A 19214-nucleotide genomic window follows, 5' to 3' on the forward strand; every position below is an offset into this window, starting at 1 on the left:
GGGCGCCGCGGCCGGTACGGTGGAGGAATGGAACAGGTCCTCGCCGTTCGGGGCGTGGAGGGCTACCGGCAGTACCGGGCTCCGGCGCTCGCCGTGACCCCGGCGGGCAGCGCCGTCGTCGCCTATGCAGGGATGGGAAGGCAGGGCCGGTCGCCTGCGACCGGCGACCTGCTGCTGCGCCGCAGTTTCGACGGCGGCGCGACCTGGGAACCGCAGCAGGTGGCGTGGGCGGACACGTCCGGACACGCGGCGGGCCGGCCGGGACTGTTTTCCGACGCCGCAACCGGGCGGATTTTCCTGGCCTTCGTCGCGGCGGCCGGAGGCGGCGAAGCGGGGCCGGACCCGGCGGCCACGGCACGGCGCTTCGAACTGCTGTCTTCCGACGACGACGGCGCCACCTGGCAGCACCGGTCGGTCGCCCCGCGGCCTGCCTCGGACGCGATCACGCGGCTCGCCGCTGCCGGGCCGGGCACCGGCGTGCACGCCGGCCGCTACGCCGGGCGGTTGCTGGTGCAGTTCGCGGTGATGGCCGAAGGCGCGGGCACGGGGGCCGCCTCCTGCTACAGCGACGACCACGGGGACACCTGGACCTTGGGAAAGCCGCTGCCGGCGCAGGACTCCGGCCCGGCCGCGGAGGACGGCGGGGGTGCCGCCGTCTGCCTGACCGACGGCCGGGTACTGCTGCATACCTGGGCTGCTCCCCGGCGGTTGGCCGCGGTCTCTGACGACGGCGGGCATAGCTACGGGCCGCTGCAGCCGGTCGACGAATTGTCCGATCCCGGGAGCAGCGGCTCCCTGGTCCGCTTCGACGGGCTGCCGGCCGTGGGCGGGCTGGCCGCACCGGCCAGCGACCGCTGGCTGCTGGCCGCTAACTGCCAGGACCCGCTGCTGCCCCGCAACGTGGTACTCAGCCTCTCTCGGGACAACGGGCACTCGTGGCCGCACAAGCTCACCGTTTACGGGAGCGGTGCCAGCCGGCCGGCCGCGGTGCGGCTGCCGGACGGCCGCATCGGGGTGCTGTACCAGCGGCAGGGCGGACGCGAGATCGTCTATGCCACCGCAGATCCGGGGCGGCTGCTGGCGGCCTGGCCGCGCGGGGCCGTCACGGCCCGGGACGACGACGACGCGGCGGGGCCGGGCCCCGTGACCGGGCCGCTGCCGGTGCCCAAGGACTACCCGCTGCGCTTCGACATGGTGCTGGAGGAGGTCCGCAGCCCGGCCGGGGGCGGACCGGAGCCCGGCCACCGCGCCGGGGATGTGCTGGTCTTTGCCGGGCGGGCAAAGATGCTGGGACCGCAGCACCTGAGGGTGCGGCTGGCCGGCGGGTTCGACAACGCCGCGGACTTCCCGCCCCAGGACCTGGGCCCCGGCGGAGAAGCCAGCTACCTCCATCCTGTCCGCACGGTGACGCGCGCCGACGTCGCGGCCGGAGGCCTGACCGTTTCCTTCTCCTGCACCGCGGTCCCGGCGGACGAACCTTCCGGCGGTGCCCCGGTGGCGAGCCGCACGCGGGAGTTCAGCATCGACGTCGTCAGCGGTGAAATCCGCGAGACGTGACGCGCGCCTCGGCACCATCCCGGCGCCCTCCCGGCGAGGTGTGCAAGGATTTAACCCGGGATCAACGAGCGCCGCCCGGCGGTGGCGGAGACGCAGAACGGAGAGGGATTGCAGGACAAGGACCCAGACCAGGAATCCATGTCACCCATGACTCCGCAGGCGGGAATGCTGCCGATCATCAAGCCTAAAAACATCCCGGCCAACGACGCCGGCCGCGGCTCGGGCGGCACCGGACGCGCCGGTTCGGCCGCTGGGCCCCAGGGCACCCACCCTCCGGTGCCGCGACCGACGGACCGGCCGGTAGCCAAGCAGGTCAAGCCCGTCCCCAGCGGCACCGCGCCGCTGCCCGCCTCCGCGGCAGCCTCGCGCTCCAACGCGGCGGCCCGACGGATGCTGCGCAAGCTCGTGCAGGGCGAGGCGCCGCCCACCGCGCCAATGAGCATCGTCGAGAGGCTGGCCGGCAGCCCCTACGCGAACCCGATGATCCAGACGGCCGGGGTCGATGCCTCCGCCCGCATCACGCTGGACTTTGCCCTGGACGTGGCGGAAACCATGTTCCGCTATGGGGCCGGCGCGCTGGAGGTGGAAACCAGCATCATCGCCGTGACCGCGGCCTTCGGGCTCAGCGACATCGACGTGGACATCACCAACCAGTCCGTGGTGATCAACTACGCCAAACCGGACACGATTCCCATTACCGTGATGCGGGTGGTGCGGTCCTGGACCAACAACTACGCCGGCCTGTCCCTGGTCCACGAACTGGTCACCGACATCGTCAACGGCGGGGTGGGGCGCAGCGAGGCGAAGGAACGGCTGCAGGAGATTACCTCGCGCCCCAAGCCCTTCGCCCGGTGGATGGCCATCGCGGCCGGCGGCGTGTTCTCCGGCTTCATCATTGCCTTCCTCGGCGGCAGCGTCTTCGCGGCCCTGGTGGGCGGCATCTCCACCGTGCTGATGGGTTTGGTCGGGCGGAAGCTGAGCAAATGGCGGATGCCGGACTTCTTCATCACCGGCATCGGCGCCTGCCTGGCCACCGTCATGGCGCTGCTGTTCTGGACGCTGCACGTGCCGATGAGCCCGTCGCTGGTGATCGCCGGCGGCATCCTGTTCCTCCTGCCGACCGGTCGGCTGGTCTCCGCCACCCAGGATGCGATCAACGGCTTCCCGGTCACCGCGTCGGGGCGTTATCTCTCGGCCTTCTTTACCTTCGCTGCGATTGCCGCCGGCGTCGCCGTGGGGCTGGTGGGCGGCTCGATGCTCGGCGTCAGCCTGCCCGAAGTCTTTGTGGAGGGCCAGGGCCAGTACCCCTACGTGGTGCGGGCGCTGCTGCTCGTCGTGTCAACCATTGCCCTCAGCATGACCGAGCAGACCAAGCTGAACATGCTGCTGCCCACGGCCGCCGTCGGGCTGGTCGGGCTGTTGATCTACGATCTCGCGGTGTGGGCGGGGATCGGCGACCGGATCGGCCCCGCCGTCGGGGCGGTGGTGATCGGGTTCCTCGGGCGCATCGTGGGCCTGCGGATGGGCTCGCCGCAGCTGGTGGTGGCGGTGCCGGCCGTGCTGTTCCTGCTGCCCGGGCTGTCCGTGTTCCGGTCGATCTTCGAGCTGACCGTCAACTCGGAGGCGCCGTTCAACGGCATCCTGGGGCTGTTCGGTGCGCTGACGGTGATCCTGGCCATCGCCGGCGGTACCGTGCTCGGCGACAACCTGGCCCGGCCGTTCACCAAGGGGCTGGGCTCGAACGAAAACCGGCGGGCCCGGCGCCGCTAAGGACGCAGGATCCGCCGGTGCGGGATGGGTCGCCCGGCGCCGGGGTGGGCGCCGGATCGTCGCAGGGAGCCCCGGATGATGCGGGCTCAGGCCGGGTAGTTCTCCGGGAAGATCTGGCCCGCCGGCGTGCGCTTCTCCGCCTGGAAGGCGTCTTCGGCCCGGCCGTAGGCCCAGTAACCCGAGATGGAGACCTGATCGCGGGACAACCCGTGGTCCTTGAACAGGACATCGCGCAGGGACTTCACCTCGTCGCGCTCGCCGTGGACGAATGCATCCACGCGGCCGTCGGGCCAGTCCAGGCCGGCTATGGCGTCGCGCAGCAGGGTAGCGGTCCCGGGCGTTTGGCCGCGCCGGAACAGCCAGTGGACTTCCAGGTTGGCCGGAGCGCCCAGCTCCTGCACGTCCGCCTCGGAATCCACTTCCAGGAAGGCATGGCCGCGCGCGTCCGGAGCCAGTGCCTCAATGGCGGCGGCAACTGCCGGCAGCGCCGCGTCGTCGCCGGCCAAAAGGTACCAGTCTGCGTCGGGATCGGGCCGGTACGCGCCACCGGGTCCGTTGAACATCATCCAGTCGCCCGGCTTGGCCCGCGCGGCCCAGGGTCCGGCGAGGCCTTCGTCGCCGTGGACCACAAAGTCGACCACTACCTCGCGGGTGTCGCGGTCCAGCCGGCGCACGGTGTAGGTGCGGGTGACGGGCAGCTTGTCGGCCGGGAGGGTTTCCTTCAGCTCCGCGACGTTGACCGGCAGTTCCACATCGAGCGCGGGGTCCAGGAAGATGATCTTGATGTATTGGTCGGTGGCGTCCTTGGCGGCAAACCGTTCGGCGAACGAATCGAACGCCTCGCCGCCGGCGTAGACCCGGACCATGTGCTGTGAAATCCACTCGGTGCGCGTCACCTGGAGATTCGTCTGCACCCGCGGCGGCCGAGCGCTCCGTCCCGCACGGGCGGGGGCTGCTGCCGGTTGTGTCTGCATCCTGCACTACTCCTGACGAAGGGAAACTGCTACTGAGGAGAACCTAATCCACCGGTCGGGTAATCCCAATTTGCGGATGTTAAAGGTCACGCGCGCCCAGGAACACGCGGACCTCACCGCGAACCGCTTGGCCTCAGCGGTCCAGGCAAGGTCCCGGCTGTCCACGTTTGGCCGAAACTGTCCATGTCTTGGAAACCGTTAAGGCCTTGACCTGCGGCGACGCCGGAGCCGCGCGCAAAACATGGACAAAACGTTCCGGCGTCTGCCAGTCGGCCGTCCACGTCGCCCAGGCCCGGCTCAGCGCAGCTCCCAGTGCACGGGTTCGGCGCCCTGGGCGGCCAGCAGTTCGTTAACCCGGCTGAAGGGCCGCGACCCAAAGAATCCGCGGGAGGCCGACAGGGGGCTGGGGTGGACCGTCTCGATCCGCGGCACCTGCTCCAGTACCGGAGCCAACTGCTGGGCTTCGCGGCCCCAGAGCAGTGCCACCAGCGGGCCGCCGCGCTGGGCCAGCGCCCGGACCGCGAGTTCGGTGACCTGCTCCCACCCCTTGTTGCGGTGGGAGCCGGCCTTGCCCGCCTCCACGGTCAGTGCGCGGTTAAGCAACAGCACGCCTTGGTCGCTCCAGGCGCTCAGGTCGCCGTGCTGGGGCGGCCGGATGCCCAGATCCATCTGCAGTTCCCGGTAGATGTTCGCCAGGCTGCGCGGCAGCGGGCGCACGTGCCGTTCGACGGCGAAGGCCAGTCCGATCGAGTGTCCCGGCGTGGGATAGGGGTCCTGGCCGACGATCAGGACCTTGACCTTGGACAGCGGGCGCTGGAACGCCCGCAACACGTTGGCCGGCGCGGGCAGCAAGGTCTTTCCGGCGGCGCGCTCGCCGTCGAGGTAGGAGGCCAGATCCCAGAGCAGGGGTTCGGCGGGGGCGAGCACCTCGGCCCACTCGGGATGAATCACGGCGGAGAGCTCCCGGGGGGAGGCAAACGGGTACGGGGCGCCAAGGTCCGCGGCGGGCGGGTGGGCTGGCAGCGGAAAGAGGGCACCGTCGTCGTAGTTCACAGTTCCATCTTTGCGGAAACCACCCGCCGGCAGGCAATCCGGTCGCGCGCGCCGCCCGCCGGGCCGGGACCGGCCCGGGGCGGTGAATGACATGCCTGTGATTCGCCTTTATCATGGGGGAGGTATTGATTGCTGTCAGCAAGTACTAGGAAGCGCAGGTGTGTTGTGGCGGGTTCGGCCGAGGCCAGTGCCTTTTCACTCGAGGCCGAGGTTGACGACGCCAGCCCGCTGAGCGAACGCGACCAGCGCATGCTGGCCCTGGAGCGGCAGTGGTGGAAGTACGCCGGAGCCAAGGAGCAGGCCATCCGCGAACTGTTCGACATGTCCGCCACGCACTACTACCAGATCCTGAATGCGTTGATCGACACCGAGAACGCGTTGGCGCACGATCCGATGCTGGTGAAGAGATTGCGTAGACTACGTACGTCCCGCCAGCGCGCGCGCACTGCCCGCCGGCTGGGCACCGACGCCTAGATCCGGGACGGCCTGGTAGGCCGGTTTCCGTTTCGCCACCACAAGGATGCACTGAAAGCGATGAGCAAGTACCCCCGGGATGAGTTCGACCAGGTCCCTGAAACTTCAGACCGCCACGGTGTGCACCGCGCCCGGATGGCGACGCCGAAGTCCAACGGCCTGGGCCTGATCGTCCTGGCCGCGGTACTGGCGCTGGCGGTTGGCGCCCTCTCGTTCTTCGTGCTCCCGCTGCTGGGAGGCGGGGCATCTTCGACCCCGGCCGCCGGCCAAGCCACCCCTGCGGCCAGCGTTTCCGCCACGCCAACGACGCAGGAAACCGAAACCGCCGAGCCGGAAGCCACCGCCACCGCGAAGCCGACCGAGGAGGCAACGGAAGAGCCCACCGAGGAGCCGACCGAGGAGGCGACCGAGGAACCCACGGAAGAGGCCGCGGCGGTCAACAAGCAGGACCCGGTGATGATCCTCAACGGCACCGGCGTGACCGGGCTGGCCGGAACCGTGTCGCAGCGGGTGCAGGCGGACGGTTGGTCGATCGCGGTCGTGGACAACTGGGGTGGCGCCCCGCTCGCCGGCTCGGTGATCTTCTACAACCCGGGCCAGGAAGCCAACGCGCGGGCCCTCGGACAATTGCTGGGCATCAGTGCGATGCAGGAAAACGGCAACGTCTCGCAGTACGTCACCGTGGCACTGGGGCCCGGCTACCAGTAAGGCATTCTCCTCGCCGGACCGCCACTGTGGCATTCGCCAGGCCGGGCCCAAGTAGGCCATGCGCCTGGATTGCGCGCCGGCCGGGCCGCCAACTGCCCGCAGCGCCGTAGCCCTATTACCCATGCGGAGCGGCCTCCAAGCGGAATTTCGGTTACGCCTCAATAACATTTAGGTGTGCGGTAGCTCACTTCTCCTCGCTGCGCGGTTAAGGTGAAACCATCCTGCCGCTGAACCGTACACGGCAGGCTGGAACTACTGAGTATGGAGAACGCTATGGCGCTGGGAACCGTCAAATGGTTCAACGCGGAAAAGGGCTACGGCTTCATCACCGTGGACGAAGAAAATTCCGATGTTTTTGTCCACTGGTCCGCTATTCAAATGGATGGTTACCGTTCCCTCGATGAGGGGCAGCGCGTAGAGTTCCAGATCGGCCAGGGCCAGAAGGGTCCGCAGGCAGAAGAGGTCCGGGTCGCCCCGTAGCGGACCCGCAGTGACGACGGCGGCGGAGGCTGGGGTGCCTCCGCCGCCGGTTTCGTCGCGCCGGTTTCTCGCGCCCGTTCCGTCGCGCCGGTCGGGTTATTCCTTGAGCGGGATCCCGCGGGCGTCGCGCTTGAACGGCTCTGCCCCGACCAGGATCATGATGCCCTCGACGAACCCCCAGACGGCGCCGAAACCAAACGTCAGGAACGTGACGACAATCTGCACCACGCCGATGGCGACGTGGCCCAGATAGAACCGGTGGACGCCCAGGCCGCCCAGCAGGATGCCGAGCAGCCCGCCGATCAGCCGGGACTTCTGTTCCGGATAGTAGTAGCCCGGGGGAGCCCCGTAGTACTGCTGCTGCCCGTAGGGCTGGCCCGGCTGGCCCGGCTGGCCCTGGCCCGGCTGGCCGGGCTGCGCGTATGGCTGTCCCGGGGCGCCGTACGGTTGCTGGCCGAAGGGCTGCTGGCCCGGGGCCGGCTGCTGTTGCCCCGGAGCCCCGTAACCCGGCTGGCCGGGCTGCGGGTATTGCTGTCCCGCTGCGCCGTACGGTGACTGTCCGCCGAGCGGCCTCGTCGGGTTGGTGCCCGGCGCCAGCGGCTCGGTGGGGTTGCTAATGTTCTTCTCGTCCGGTGATTCAGACATGGTTCTCCGACCTTTGCCCGATGCCGGGCCGATTGTTCGCGTGTGCTGTCTTGCCTGCCAATCTACGCGGGAGGGCCCTGTCGTTTCCATGGGGGTCCACCCTGATTGTTGGCCCGGGGGTGCTCAGGGGGATCTCGGCCGGAGAAGCGCGTCATCCGGCAGGCCCAACAGCTTGCACTCGACACCTGCGAGTGCTAATTATTGAGTTAGCACTCTCGCGGGCTGACTGCTAAGAAAGCCCGTAGGGAGTGAAACCCGCCACCTCGGTGAGGTGAGCGGCGCGGCGTACCGAATCCGCCGTCGTCGTGAGCCGTCCGTCGCGGGCACCGCAGGTGGCCAGCAGCCGTCAAAAGCTGCGTCCAGTGTCTATTGTCCAGAAGGGACGTAAGCCGCTATGGCAAAGATCATTGCATTTGACGAAGAGGCCCGCCGCGGCCTCGAGCGCGGACTCAACACCCTCGCTGACGCCGTTAAGGTAACCCTCGGCCCGCGTGGCCGCAACGTCGTGCTCGAGAAGAAGTGGGGCGCCCCCACGATCACCAACGATGGTGTTTCCATCGCCAAGGAGATCGAGCTGGACGACCCGTACGAGAAGATCGGCGCCGAGCTGGTCAAGGAAGTCGCCAAGAAGACCGACGACGTCGCCGGCGACGGCACCACCACCGCCACCGTCCTGGCCCAGGCCCTGGTCAAGGAAGGCCTGCGCAACGTTGCTGCCGGCGCCGACCCGCTGAGCCTGAAGCGCGGCATCGAGAAGGCTGTTGACGCCGTCACCGCCGAGCTCATCGCCTCCGCCAAGGAGATCGAGACCAAGGAGCAGATCGCCGCCACCGCGTCCATCTCCGCCGGGGATCCGCAGATCGGCGAGCTGATCGCCGAGGCTCTGGACAAGGTCGGCAAGGAAGGCGTTGTCACCGTCGAGGAGTCCAACACCTTCGGCCTGGAGCTCGAACTCACCGAAGGCATGCGCTTCGACAAGGGCTACCTGTCCGCATACTTCGTCACCGACGCAGAGCGCCAGGAGACGGTCCTCGAGGATCCGTACATCCTGATCGTCAACTCCAAGATCTCCAACGTGAAGGACCTGGTTGGCATCCTGGAGAAGGTCATGCAGTCGGGCAAGCCGCTGCTGATCATCGCCGAGGACGTCGAGGCCGAGGCCCTGGCCACCCTGATCGTGAACAAGATGCGCGGCACCTTCAAGTCCGTGGCCGTCAAGGCTCCTGGCTTCGGTGACCGCCGCAAGGCCATGCTGGCCGACATCGCCATCCTGACCGGCGGCCAGGTCATCGCCGAAGAGGTCGGCCTCAAGCTGGAGAACGCCACCCTGGACCTGCTGGGCCAGGCCCGCAAGGTGGTTGTCACCAAGGACGAGACCACCATCGTCGAAGGTGCCGGCGAAGCCGACGCCATCGCCGGGCGCGTCAACCAGATCCGTGCCGAGATCGAGAACTCCGATTCCGACTACGACCGCGAGAAGCTGCAGGAGCGCCTGGCCAAGCTGGCCGGCGGCGTTGCAGTCATCAAGGCCGGTGCCGCAACCGAGGTCGAGCTCAAGGAGCGCAAGCACCGCATCGAGGACGCTGTCCGCAACGCGAAGGCTGCCGTTGAGGAAGGCATCGTCGCCGGTGGCGGCGTGGCCCTGATCCAGGCCGGCGCCAAGGCGTTCGCCAACCTCAACCTCGAAGGCGACGAAGCAACCGGCGCCAACATCGTCAAGGTTGCCATCGACGCTCCGCTGAAGCAGATCGCCCTCAACGCCGGCCTGGAGCCGGGCGTCGTGGCCGACAAGGTCCGCGGCCTGGCCGACGGCCACGGCCTGAACGCCGCCACCGGCGTCTACGAGGACCTGCTGGCTGCGGGCGTGAACGATCCGGTCAAGGTGACCCGCTCTGCCCTGCAGAACGCGGCCTCCATCGCCGGCCTGTTCCTGACCACCGAAGCCGTTGTCGCCGACAAGCCGGAGAAGGCCGCTCCGGCCATGCCGGGCGGCGACGAGATGGGCGGCATGGGCGGCTTCTAAGCTTCCCCGCCACCACCTCGGCCTGACAGCAGGCCACGGTGTCAGCGAGGCGCGGTTCCCGTCACGGGAGCCGCGCCTCGCGGCCTTTAACCCCTTTCCGCAGCGAGCCAGTCGGGCCTCTCGTGCCAGGCTTCCAGCTCGGCGGCGAGGTTGTGCCGGGCACGCTCCAGCCACTTCTCCCGGGCGGACGGGGTCCGGTAGAGCGGATCCAGCGCCAACAGACCACGGACGACGGCGGTGCGCCCGGCGGCGAAGTCGGCGTCGGGCACGTGCGCATAGTCTTTGCGGACGTCCCGGACATAGCTGCGGTACTCCGCCGGCGTTCCGCCGAGGACGGACAGGTCGGCGTCGCACAGCAGGGCACCGGTCCGATCCTGCGGGCCGGGCGAATGGGTGGCCGTGAGCAGAACCAGCCGGACCACTTCGGCCGTCTCCTCGCCGCTGCAGCCCGCGGCCGGCAGGCAGGCAGCCGCGAGATCAGCCGATTCCTGTTCGTCGACGCCGGGCCGGCCGTTGTAGACGGCGTCGTGGAACCAGGCCGCCAACCATACTGCCCGCGGCCGGGGAACGGACCCGGCCGGGGCAGTGAGCTGTTCCAGCGCCTCCAGGACAGCCAGCAGGTGGCCGGGGCCGTGGTAGTGGCGGTGCGGTTCTCCCCAACGGTCCAGCAGGTCGCGGCCGAGGTTCTCCTGCCCGGGCAGCAGCTCGTTCCACCGGCGGAGCAGCACCCTGCGCAGCCTCTCCGGGCGCTGACGGGCCGGTACCCGCAACCCGCTCGCCTGCAACCGGCGGGTCAGGTCACCGGCGCTGACTTCGACGGCACCCAGCCTGACCAGCTCGGCGTAGCGGCTGGCCGGCACATCGTAGTGGTCCCGGTCGAAGGCCCGCTCGCGGATCTCGGCTGCCGCGGCGAAGCGGTGCAGCTCGGCCAGCGACGTGTCGGAGACCAGGTGGGAAAAGTGGGTGCCATGCGCGGGCCAGAGCGGAGGATCGATGAGTATTGCCACGTGCCCAGCCTAGGGCCAGGAATGTAGGCCACGTGCCCCGCGCACGGACAGGAACGGTGGCCGGATCTGAAAAGATGGAGATCATGACTATCACTGCTGCCGCCGATGGCTCCGCGCTCGGCAACCCCGGACCCGCTGGCTGGGCCTGGTACATCGACGACACCGCGTGGGCTGCCGGGGGCTGGCCACACGGCACCAACAACCAGGGCGAGCTGATGGCTGTGCTGGACCTGTTCCGGGCCACTGCGCACCTGCCGCAGGAACACCTGCGCGTGTTGTGTGACAGCCAGTACGTGATCAACTGCGTGACCAAGTGGATGCCGGGTTGGAAGCGGCGGGGCTGGAAGAAGGCCGACGGCAAGCCGGTGCTGAACGTCGACCTGCTCAAAGACATCGACGCCGCGATCAAGGGCCGCAGCTACGAGTTCGAGTGGGTGAAGGGCCACGCCGGACACAGGCTGAACGAAGCCGCCGACGAACGCGCCCGAGCGGTGGCCCTGGCCTTCCAGAACGGCACCGGCGCACCGGCCGGCCCGGGCTTTCCCGGTGGACCGGGAACCTCCGGCAGTGCCGTCATCGGATCTGCGCGGGCTGCCGCCGCCCGCCCGGGAACCACCCCGGCTGCCGCCGCCCGCCCGGGAACCACCCCGGCTGCCCGGCCGGCGGCCGCAGTCGTGCCGGAACCCGATCTTTTTTCCGAGTTGGAAGACTTCGCCGACCCGGCCGCTGTCGGGGACGCCGCGGAAGAGCTGGTGGTGCGGCTCGAGAAGGAGCTGCTCAACCCCGTCGTCCGGGCAGACTACGGGCGCTTGGCCGTGCTGCTGCACCCCGACTTCGCCGAGATTGGCGAAGCAGGCCGGATGTGGACGCGGGACGCGATGATCAGCGAACTTCAGGAAAGCCCGGAGCTCGACGCGTCCATGGAGGTCTTCGCCGTCGAACGGCTGGGAGAAGACAGCATCCTGCTGACCTACCGGAGCGTCCGCCGCGACAGTTCGGCCCTGCGCAGTTCGCTCTGGCTGCGCGAAGGCGGGCGGTGGCGCCTGCGGTTCCACCAGGGCACACCCGAGCAGGACTGAACGCCCGGCCGCACGCCCGGCGGCGCCGCGGCCAAACCCTGCGGCCTCGCACCGGCACCCGCCCGGACGAAGGTCAGGCCAGGAACATCCGGGCGTTGGCCTCCTCGGCCTGCGAGTACTGCTGGGAGGCGTGGGACAACGCCGCGTTGATGCTGGCCAAGGATTCCTCCACCTTCAGCTGGGTGGCCCGCCAGTCCGTGATCAGCTGCTGGAAGTTCGTCGCCGCCGAACCGGTCCACAGCGACTCCAACTCGCGCAGCCCGGACTGCATGGTGTTCACCTCCGCCTGCAGCCGTCCGATGGTGCCCTGGACAGCGAGGCTCTTGGCGGCCAGAGCCTCGCTGTCTACCTGGAATACGGCCATGGTGTCCTCCGCTCGTGGATGAATCTGTCCGACACGTTCAGGCTAAGCAGCGGCGGAAGATGCCGCGAGACCCGAACCGACGGATGTGGAAAACCCCCAAGCGAGGGACGGGCCCGCGGTCACCCGAGGTCGAAGGCGCCGTCCTCGTCCGCCGGCGGGTGATACGGGATCCGGATGGACATGGTTGCCCCGCCGCCCGGGGTTTCAGCCAGCCTGACGCTTCCGTCGTGCTGGGCCACCAGGGCCGCGACGATGGCCAGGCCGAGCCCGGTGCCTCCGGTTTCGCGATCGCGGGAGGTGTCCGCCCGGTAGAAACGTTCGAACACCCGCGCGGCCTCGTCTTCGGAGATGCCCGGTCCGTGGTCGCGGATCTCCAGGACGGAATCCAGGCGGTCGTCGCTTCCCGGCTGGACGCCGACGGCGATCTCCAGCGGTGAGCCGTCGGGTGTGTAGCGCAGGGCGTTCGTGACCAGGTTGGCGACCACCTGGCGCAGCCGGGCCTCGTCGCCCACGATCGGGGCGGGCCGCGGCGCCCCGCCGTCGAGCCCCACGACCGTAATGGCGCGGTTGGGGGCGCTGGCCCGTGCATCCAACGCCGCATCATTGCCGAGCATGAGGAGATCCAGCGGCCTGGTTTCGAGCGGACGCTGTTCGTCCACCCGTGCCAGGGTCAGCAGGTCTTCCACGAGCTGGCCCATGCGCTTGGCTTCGCTCTCGATCCGGCCCATGGCCGCACCGACGTCGTCGGGCGTCTGCAGCGCGCCGTGCCGGTACAGCTCGGAGAAGCCGCGGATGGTGACCAGCGGGGTGCGCAGCTCGTGCGAGGCATCCTGGACGAAACGCCGCATTCGCTGTTCGGACGCGGTCCGGGACGCGAAGGCGGTTTCGATGTGCGCGAGCATGGCGTTCAGGGAACTGGACAGCCGGCCCACTTCGGTCGCCGGGTTCAGCACGTCGACGCGGCGGGAGAGGTCCCCGGCGGCAATGGCCGCTGCCGTTTTCTCCACCCGCGCCAAGGGCCGGAAGGAACGGGTGACGGCCAGCCACACGATGCCGATGGCGGCCACCGTGGCCGAGACGGCGATCAGAAGCGTGCTAGCCGCAACCTTGTCGAAGGTGCTGTTCACCTCGCTGTAGCTCACCGCCACCGCGACGGAGCCGGAATCGTTCTGGAGGGGCGTGACCCACACCCGCCAGCCCTGGCTGTCCCGTTCGGTGCCGGCAACGTGGAACCCCCGGCCTTCGAGTGCCTGGGCCCGGTCGGGGGTAATGTCCCGCAGGTCCGGGCGGTCACCCGTTGGGTTGGTGTCAAGCGTGAGCTCGCCGCTGCGGGTGAACAAGGCGCCGTAATACCTCGACGAGTAGGACATTCCGGTGGGGGCCGTCGCCTCACGGACCAGGAAGGACGAGATGGACTGGCGGTTCTTGAGCAGGTCCTCGTCGAGCTGCCTCACCAGCGTGTCGTGAAGCTGGGTCAGGATCAGCGCCGAGGTCAGGGACAGGGTGGCGACCATGAGCACGCCCATGATCAGCACCAGCTGCGACCGCAGGGATGCTGACTTCCATCGATCCAGCATGGATCAGCGGCGGTCGGCCGTGCGCAGCAGGTACCCCACGCCGCGCTTGGTCTGGATCAGCGGCGGAGTATCCGGATTCGTGTCGATTTTCCGGCGCAGGTAGGAGATGTAGGACTCGACAATCGAGGCGTCGCCGTTGAAGTCGTACTCCCAGACATGGTCCAGGATCTGCGCCTTGGAGAGCACGCGGTTGGGGTTCAGCATCAGGTAGCGCAGCAGCTTGAACTCGGTGGGGGAGAGGTCGATGACGTCGCCGCCCCGGCGCACCTCGTGCGCGTCGTCGTCGAGCTCCAGGTCGTCCACCTGGATGATCGCGTCGTCTTCCAGCAGCGGCCGGGTGCGGCGGAGCACGGCGCGGATCCGGGCCACCACTTCGTCCAGGCTGAACGGCTTGGTCACGTAGTCGTCGCCGCCGACCGTCAGGCCGGTGACCTTGTCTTCGGTTTCGTCGCGGGCGGTGAGGAAGACCACGGGGAAATGCCTGCCGGAGGCCCGCAGCTTGCGGGTGACGGTGAACCCGTCCATGTCCGGCAGCATTACGTCCAGCACGGCCAGATCCGGTAAATGCTCTTCGGCGGCGTCCAGGGCCTCGCGGCCGTTGGCCGCAGCCACTACCTCGAATCCTGCGAACCGCAGCGAGGTGGACAGCAGTTCCCGGATGTTCGGCTCGTCGTCGACGACCAGCAGTTTGGCTTCGGGCTCAGGCTTTTTCACCCTTTCAGTGTGCTCCCGGTTTCTGGGAGTTTGCTGAGTGAATGCTGCGCGTGTAGGGCGGCCCGGATGCCCCATGCCCGGCCGGGGCAAATGGGTCGTTTGCCCGATGCTGCCACACCTGTCGGCGGCGGATTCTTGATTCGTCGGCGACAGTCCGGCACAAGCCGAAAGGGAAATCATGCAGTCAGCAGTATTGGCCCGCGAATCTGAAGCAACGGATCTTTATGAGGCGGTTGAGGAGTTCGACGGTTCCCAAACCTTGAAACTCCGGCAGTTGCTCCGCGACACGGCGAGGGCGCTGAGCGCGGCGGCGGGCACCGCACGCCGAAGCCTTGCCCGTCGCCGCATGGACCGGCGCCGCTGGGCGGTTGATTACCAGCGGCTGGAGGAAGTCCGCGAAGAGGCCTTCCTCCAGTTGTACCGAAACGGCGGCCTGCGCTGAGGCCGGCGGCAGCCCCAAAGCGGCCTACGGCTGCAGCACGTCGTTGGCATCCTTGATGGTGTAGGCGTAGCCCTGCTCGGCCAGGAAGCGCTGGCGTTTGGCCGCGAAGTCCTGGTCCAGCGTGTCCCGCGACACCACCGTGTAGAACCGGGCAGCCCGGCCGTCCGACTTCGGGCGCAGGAGCCGGCCCAGGCGCTGGGCTTCTTCCTGCCGCGAGCCGAACGAACCGGACACCTGGATGGCCACGGTGGCTTCGGGCAGGTCGATGGAGAAGTTGGCGACCTTGGAGACGACCAGCGTCTGCAGTTCGCCGCGGCGGAACGCGTCGAACAGGCGCTGCCGTTCCTTCACCGACGTCTCGCCCTTGATCAGGGGCGCGTCCAGGTGCGCGGCAATCTCATCCAGTTGGTCGATGTACTGTCCGATCACCAGCAGCTGCTCGCCCCGGTGCGCCCGCAGCAGGGCATCGACCACCGGGGTCTTGGTCGGCGACGTTGCGCACAGCCGGTACTTGTCGCCGTCGTCGGCCATGGCGTAGGCCACCCGCTCGTCCCGCGGCAGGTCCACCCGGACTTCGACGCAGTCGGCGGGGGCGATGTAGCCCTGTGCCTCGATGTCCTTCCACGGCGCGTCGTAGCGCTTCGGGCCGATCAGCGAGAACACCTCGCCCTCGCGGCCGTCCTCGCGCACCAGCGTCGCGGTCAGCCCCAGCCGCCGCCGCGCCTGCAGGTCAGCGGTCATCCGGAACATCGGGGCCGGGAGCAGGTGCACCTCGTCGTAGATGATCAGACCCCAGTCGTTGGCATCCAGGAGCTCCAGGTGCGGGTGCAGCCCGCCGCGGCGCATGGTCAGCACCTGGTAGGTGGCGATGGTGACGGGCCGGACCTCCTTGACCGAGCCGGAGTATTCGCCCACCTCCTCCGCGGTCAGGGAGGTCCGGCGGACCAGTTCGTCCTTCCACTGCCGCGCGGAGACGGTGTTGGTCACCAGCACCAGGGTGGTGGTGGAGCTGGTGGCCATCGCGGCCGCGCCGACCAGCGTCTTGCCGGCTCCGCAGGGCAGGACGACGACGCCGGAACCGCCGGCCCAGAAATTCTCCACGGCCAGGCGCTGGTACGGCCGCAGCTGCCAGCCGCCGGGTTCCGCGGATTCGGCCAGCGCGATCGGATGCGGCGTGCCGTCGACGTAGCCGGCCAGGTCCTCCGCGGGCCAGCCCAGCTTGAGCAGCAGTTGCTTGAGCTGGCCGCGCTGGGAGGAGTGCACCACGGTGGTCTCGGCATCGATCCGCGGACCCAACAGCGGCTGGATCTTCTTGGCATGCATGACCTCTTCGAGCACGGGGTAGTCGGTGGTGCGCAGCACGAGGCCATGCTGCGGGTCCTTCTCCAGCCGCAGCCGCCCGTAGCGGGACATGGTGTCCTCGATGTCCACGAGCAACGCGTGCGGCACCGGGAAGCGGGAGTAGTTCAGCAGCGTGTCCAGCACCTGTTCGGCGTCCAGCCCGGCCGCGCGCGCGTTCCACAGCCCCAGCGGAGTGATCCGGTAGGAATGCATGTGCTCGGGTGCGCGCTCCAGTTCGGCGAACGCGGCGATGGCGTGCCGGGCCTCGGTGGCCTGTTCGTGGTCCACTTCCAGCAGGATGGTCTTGTCGCTCTGGACGATCAGGGGTCCGTTGGCCATTCAGCTGCCCTCCACTAGTTCAATGTCCATCACGCGGTGGATGGAGACGGTGCGCTCGCTGTCACGGTCTGGGTCGAAGACGCGCACGCGCCCGCCGCTGACGGACAGCGGGAACATCACCTGGCGCCGGTGGTTGCCGTCCGGGTCCACGATGCCGATCCGCACCTTCTGTTTCAACCGGACCGCGGTGCGCAGCGTTTCCAGTGCCAGCAGCGGCCCGGCCTCGGCGGCCGGGCGGGCGGGAACGCCGCTGCTCCGCAGCATCGCCAACTGCGCAGCGGTGTCTTCGGCGCTGAGTTCCCAGGGGTTCGTCCTCACTGGGAACGACGACGGCGCCCGGCCGGCCTGCGCCGCGCCGGAACCATCGGCCGGGGTGCTGTCGGCGGAAGTGCGGCCGCCGCCGGTGCCCGCCCCGGCGCCGGTGCCCGCCCCGCCGGTGCCTGCCCCGGCGCCCAGGGTCACGCCGTCGTCGGCCTCCGGAGCCGGCGCATAACCGAGCTGGCGCAGGGAGGCGAGCAGGTCGCGGGAACCGGCCCGCGACACCAGCACCGTAGGGGCCAGCCGGCGCAGGCCCAGGCGGGCGGTGCGCGGGTCGGCGAGCAGGTCCGTCAGGGCATCTTCGTCGTCGCTGCGCAGGAAACTCGCGGCCGATCCCACCCGCAGCGAACCGTGCCGGGAAGCGGTGTCCTCCACCAGGTACCCCAACGGCTGCGGCACGCCGGTGGCCGAATGCCGGGCCAGGAAGCCGAGGATTCCGGCCGCGTCCCGGCCGGTGTCAAGGGCGCGCCGGATGCTGTCGGCCGAGAACCGGTAGATGGCAGCCGGGCCCTGGCCTTCGGCATCGGACAGCAGGGACAGCTCGGCGGCGATGTTCGGGGCCAGATACCCGGGAGCAACGGCCGTCAGGTCCGCCTGCAGCATGAATTGGTCCAGCGGTGCCGGCAGCTGCTCCGCCAGCAGCGCGGCGGCCTCGGCCAGCCGGTCCTGCGCCGTGGCCCGCCCCAGATCGGTCAGCGCGCCGGAGCCTGTGAGACCCAGCCGCGCGGCCTCGGTCAGGATGCCCGCGACCAGCCGCTTGTACCGGCGCTGCTGCCGGGGCCGCCGCCAAACCAGGTAGGCGGTGACCGCTTCCGGCGAGGGCGCCGGTGTGCTGCCGCTGGTCGCTCCACCCTGTTCCGGCGCGCCCTGTCTCGCCCGACCTGTGGCGGAATCGGCCGCGCCGCAGAGTTCGTCCAGTGCCTCGAGCACATGGCGCCGGACTGCCGGTGCGTCGGGCCGCGACGCTTCGGCTGCCAGCGCATTAATGGCGGTGTCCGACGGCGTCCGCCCGCCCACCAACGACGGCGCCCGGTCGAGCTGGAGCCAGGACGCGACCAGCAGCTGCCATTGGTCCCGGCGCTCCAGGGAGCCGAATGTGGCGCCCGCAGGGACCACCCAACGGGAGGTGTCTACGTCCAGGACGACCAGGCCGGCGGCGGCGGACAGCTCCAGCAACCAGCTGGCCATGTCCGGTTCGATCCGCAACGCCTCGGCCAGCCGCCGGACTTCGCGGACCCCCACGCCGCCGGCCCGCAGCGTGGCCACCGGGCCCCGGCGTATCTGTTCCAACAGTTCGGCCACCAGCCGCAGCGTCTCGGCCGCGGCGGAGAAAGCGGCGTTGTCGCGCAGCGAATTCCGAACCCGCCGGGCTGCAACCTCCGGCGGCCGCGTGTGCCAGGGGTCAGCCACGGCGCCGCCGCGCACCGCCAGACCCACCGGCCGGGGGAGTTCCACATGCGATGCGTCGATGGGCACCAGCAGCGCGTGGGCGGCCAGCCAGTCGATGGGCGAGGCGGCGTCGCGCGGGCCGGTATCGGCGAGCGGGTGAGGCAGCGCCCCGAGCGGGGAGCGGTGGAATTTCCCGAGCAGCTCCTCCGTATGCTCCGGCGCCTGGGCCATCAGCGCCGGCCAGGTCCGCGGGTCGGCGAGCCAGCTCTCGAGGGCGGCGGCTGCCCGGACACCGGGGGACGGGGCGCCGGCGCTTTCGTCCGGGTCCGGCTCGGCAACGTCGGCGGGGAGGGCATGGCCGGCCTCCCGCAGCAGCCGCGCCGTACGGACCAAATGGTCGGCGGCGGCGGGGCTGGCGGCGGCCAGGGCTGCGTAGCTGCGGCCGAGACCGGACGGGTACGGACCCAGTGCTTCGGCCAGGCTCGCCACCGGCAGGTAGGCCGGGGAAGGAGGGGCGGCACCGCCGTCGTCGTCGTCGGAGGGCGGTTCGGCGAGCAGCAGGGCCAGCCCGTGCAGCCGCGCCAGGCACGAGTCCAGTTCGTGAAGCGTCGCCGTGCCGTCCGGCGGCACAAGCAACGGCCGCAGGGAGCGCGCGTCGGCGGCGCGTCCGGCATCCACGTCGGTGCTGAGCACTACGGCTTCGAGCACCTCCAGCTCCGGCCGGGACAGCTGCTCCAGCACCCGCTGCAGGCTGATCCGCGTGCACGCGCGCGCAGCCAGCGCGGAAAAGTCCGGGACGGCCGGCAGGCAGAGATCCGGACGGGCGCCGAACAGTTGCCGCAGCTCGGTGTCGCTGCGGGCGGCCAACTGGCCGGCCAAGGCGCGGATGGAGGACACCGGATTAACGTTACCCCGGGCCTCTGCGGCGCGACGGTGCCGAGGCGGGACTGTCTCGGGAGC

General features: G+C 69.6%; 17 protein-coding genes. 8 read left to right on the top strand and 9 right to left on the bottom strand.

Annotated features, from left to right (window positions below; translation table 11 throughout):
* Positions 1 to 27: 27 nt before the first annotated feature.
* Positions 28 to 1557 carry a sialidase family protein gene (locus AC5RW2_RS00145; RefSeq protein WP_494073361.1) on the top strand — a complete coding sequence of 510 codons (1530 nt, stop codon included), beginning with the start codon at positions 28 to 30 and terminating at the stop codon, positions 1555 to 1557.
* A gap of 138 nt (positions 1558 to 1695) precedes the next feature.
* Positions 1696 to 3327 (top strand): threonine/serine exporter family protein, encoded by a 1632-nt coding sequence (locus AC5RW2_RS00150; protein ID WP_494073362.1) that lies wholly within the window; start codon positions 1696 to 1698, stop codon positions 3325 to 3327.
* An 86-nt stretch (positions 3328 to 3413) separates the two neighbouring features.
* On the opposite strand, the gene AC5RW2_RS00155 is transcribed toward AC5RW2_RS00150, so the two are convergent.
* A complete protein-coding gene (locus tag AC5RW2_RS00155; RefSeq protein ID WP_494073363.1) occupies positions 3414 to 4301 on the bottom strand; it encodes a siderophore-interacting protein in 888 nt (295 codons plus the stop codon).
* Positions 4302 to 4598: 297 nt separating this feature from the next.
* Entirely contained in the window at positions 4599 to 5354 is a 756-nt protein-coding gene (locus AC5RW2_RS00160; RefSeq protein ID WP_494073364.1) for a uracil-DNA glycosylase, read from the bottom strand.
* A gap of 165 nt (positions 5355 to 5519) precedes the next feature.
* On the opposite strand from AC5RW2_RS00160, the gene AC5RW2_RS00165 reads away from it, so the two are divergent.
* From AC5RW2_RS00165 to AC5RW2_RS00175, 3 genes are all read left to right on the top strand, one after another.
* Positions 5520 to 5828 carry a DUF3263 domain-containing protein gene (locus tag AC5RW2_RS00165; RefSeq protein ID WP_494073365.1) on the top strand — a complete coding sequence of 103 codons (309 nt, stop codon included), beginning with the start codon at positions 5520 to 5522 and terminating at the stop codon, positions 5826 to 5828.
* A 60-nt stretch (positions 5829 to 5888) separates the two neighbouring features.
* Positions 5889 to 6536: a LytR C-terminal domain-containing protein gene (locus AC5RW2_RS00170; protein ID WP_494073366.1), complete on the top strand. Its 648-nt coding sequence runs from the start codon at positions 5889 to 5891 to the stop codon at positions 6534 to 6536.
* Positions 6537 to 6809: 273 nt separating this feature from the next.
* Positions 6810 to 7016, top strand: a complete 207-nt coding sequence (locus AC5RW2_RS00175) for a cold-shock protein (RefSeq protein WP_127515201.1) — start codon at positions 6810 to 6812, stop codon at positions 7014 to 7016.
* A gap of 96 nt (positions 7017 to 7112) precedes the next feature.
* On the opposite strand, the gene AC5RW2_RS00180 is transcribed toward AC5RW2_RS00175, so the two are convergent.
* Positions 7113 to 7661 carry a TM2 domain-containing protein gene (locus tag AC5RW2_RS00180; protein WP_494073367.1) on the bottom strand — a complete coding sequence of 183 codons (549 nt, stop codon included), beginning with the start codon at positions 7659 to 7661 and terminating at the stop codon, positions 7113 to 7115.
* 394 nt (positions 7662 to 8055) lie between these two features.
* On the opposite strand from AC5RW2_RS00180, the gene groL reads away from it, so the two are divergent.
* Entirely contained in the window at positions 8056 to 9684 is a 1629-nt protein-coding gene (gene groL, locus AC5RW2_RS00185) for a chaperonin GroEL (protein ID WP_494014691.1), read from the top strand.
* Positions 9685 to 9770: 86 nt separating this feature from the next.
* On the opposite strand, the gene AC5RW2_RS00190 is transcribed toward groL, so the two are convergent.
* Positions 9771 to 10691 (bottom strand): DUF4031 domain-containing protein, encoded by a 921-nt coding sequence (locus tag AC5RW2_RS00190; protein WP_494073368.1) that lies wholly within the window; start codon positions 10689 to 10691, stop codon positions 9771 to 9773.
* A gap of 83 nt (positions 10692 to 10774) precedes the next feature.
* Here AC5RW2_RS00190 and AC5RW2_RS00195 point away from each other — a divergent pair, with 83 nt between their 5' ends.
* Positions 10775 to 11770 (top strand): RNase H family protein, encoded by a 996-nt coding sequence (locus AC5RW2_RS00195; RefSeq protein WP_494073369.1) that lies wholly within the window; start codon positions 10775 to 10777, stop codon positions 11768 to 11770.
* A gap of 73 nt (positions 11771 to 11843) precedes the next feature.
* On the opposite strand, the gene AC5RW2_RS00200 is transcribed toward AC5RW2_RS00195, so the two are convergent.
* The 3 genes from AC5RW2_RS00200 to AC5RW2_RS00210 all read right to left on the bottom strand — a co-directional run bounded on the left by AC5RW2_RS00200 (position 11844) and on the right by AC5RW2_RS00210 (position 14425).
* Positions 11844 to 12134 (bottom strand): WXG100 family type VII secretion target, encoded by a 291-nt coding sequence (locus tag AC5RW2_RS00200; protein ID WP_494001778.1) that lies wholly within the window; start codon positions 12132 to 12134, stop codon positions 11844 to 11846.
* A gap of 119 nt (positions 12135 to 12253) precedes the next feature.
* Entirely contained in the window at positions 12254 to 13711 is a 1458-nt protein-coding gene (locus tag AC5RW2_RS00205; protein ID WP_494026299.1) for a sensor histidine kinase, read from the bottom strand.
* Between the two features lie 3 nt (positions 13712 to 13714).
* Positions 13715 to 14425 carry a response regulator transcription factor gene (locus AC5RW2_RS00210; protein ID WP_494001776.1) on the bottom strand — a complete coding sequence of 237 codons (711 nt, stop codon included), beginning with the start codon at positions 14423 to 14425 and terminating at the stop codon, positions 13715 to 13717.
* Positions 14426 to 14603: 178 nt separating this feature from the next.
* On the opposite strand from AC5RW2_RS00210, the gene AC5RW2_RS00215 reads away from it, so the two are divergent.
* Positions 14604 to 14867: a hypothetical protein gene (locus AC5RW2_RS00215; protein WP_494001775.1), complete on the top strand. Its 264-nt coding sequence runs from the start codon at positions 14604 to 14606 to the stop codon at positions 14865 to 14867.
* 24 nt (positions 14868 to 14891) lie between these two features.
* Here the strand turns inward: AC5RW2_RS00215 and AC5RW2_RS00220 are convergent, their stop codons facing one another.
* Together AC5RW2_RS00220 and AC5RW2_RS00225 are read right to left on the bottom strand one after the other, a co-directional pair.
* The gene (locus AC5RW2_RS00220; RefSeq protein ID WP_494073370.1) at positions 14892 to 16547 is read right to left on the bottom strand and encodes a DNA repair helicase XPB; all 1656 of its coding nucleotides are present in this window, start codon (positions 16545 to 16547) and stop codon (positions 14892 to 14894) included.
* Positions 16548 to 19151, bottom strand: a complete 2604-nt coding sequence (locus AC5RW2_RS00225) for a helicase-associated domain-containing protein (RefSeq protein WP_494073371.1) — start codon at positions 19149 to 19151, stop codon at positions 16548 to 16550.
* Positions 19152 to 19214 lie beyond the last annotated feature (63 nt).

This window comes from Arthrobacter sp. B0316-1-20 (assembly GCF_059091865.1).

Excerpts from the sequence above, each read along its gene's own strand:
- AC5RW2_RS00150 (WP_494073362.1), top strand. The coding sequence starts at position 1,696 with ATGTCACCCATGACTCCGCAGGCGGGAATGCTGCCGATCATCAAGCCT.
- AC5RW2_RS00220 (WP_494073370.1), bottom strand. The coding sequence starts at position 16,547 with ATGGCCAACGGACCCCTGATCGTCCAGAGCGACAAGACCATCCTGCTG.
- AC5RW2_RS00195 (WP_494073369.1), top strand. The coding sequence starts at position 10,775 with ATGACTATCACTGCTGCCGCCGATGGCTCCGCGCTCGGCAACCCCGGA.
- AC5RW2_RS00175 (WP_127515201.1), top strand. The coding sequence starts at position 6,810 with ATGGCGCTGGGAACCGTCAAATGGTTCAACGCGGAAAAGGGCTACGGC.
- AC5RW2_RS00200 (WP_494001778.1), bottom strand. The coding sequence starts at position 12,134 with ATGGCCGTATTCCAGGTAGACAGCGAGGCTCTGGCCGCCAAGAGCCTC.
- AC5RW2_RS00205 (WP_494026299.1), bottom strand. The coding sequence starts at position 13,711 with ATGCTGGATCGATGGAAGTCAGCATCCCTGCGGTCGCAGCTGGTGCTG.
- groL (WP_494014691.1), top strand. The coding sequence starts at position 8,056 with ATGGCAAAGATCATTGCATTTGACGAAGAGGCCCGCCGCGGCCTCGAG.
- AC5RW2_RS00215 (WP_494001775.1), top strand. The coding sequence starts at position 14,604 with ATGCAGTCAGCAGTATTGGCCCGCGAATCTGAAGCAACGGATCTTTAT.
- AC5RW2_RS00145 (WP_494073361.1), top strand. The coding sequence starts at position 28 with ATGGAACAGGTCCTCGCCGTTCGGGGCGTGGAGGGCTACCGGCAGTAC.
- AC5RW2_RS00180 (WP_494073367.1), bottom strand. The coding sequence starts at position 7,661 with ATGTCTGAATCACCGGACGAGAAGAACATTAGCAACCCCACCGAGCCG.
- AC5RW2_RS00155 (WP_494073363.1), bottom strand. The coding sequence starts at position 4,301 with ATGCAGACACAACCGGCAGCAGCCCCCGCCCGTGCGGGACGGAGCGCT.
- AC5RW2_RS00170 (WP_494073366.1), top strand. The coding sequence starts at position 5,889 with ATGAGCAAGTACCCCCGGGATGAGTTCGACCAGGTCCCTGAAACTTCA.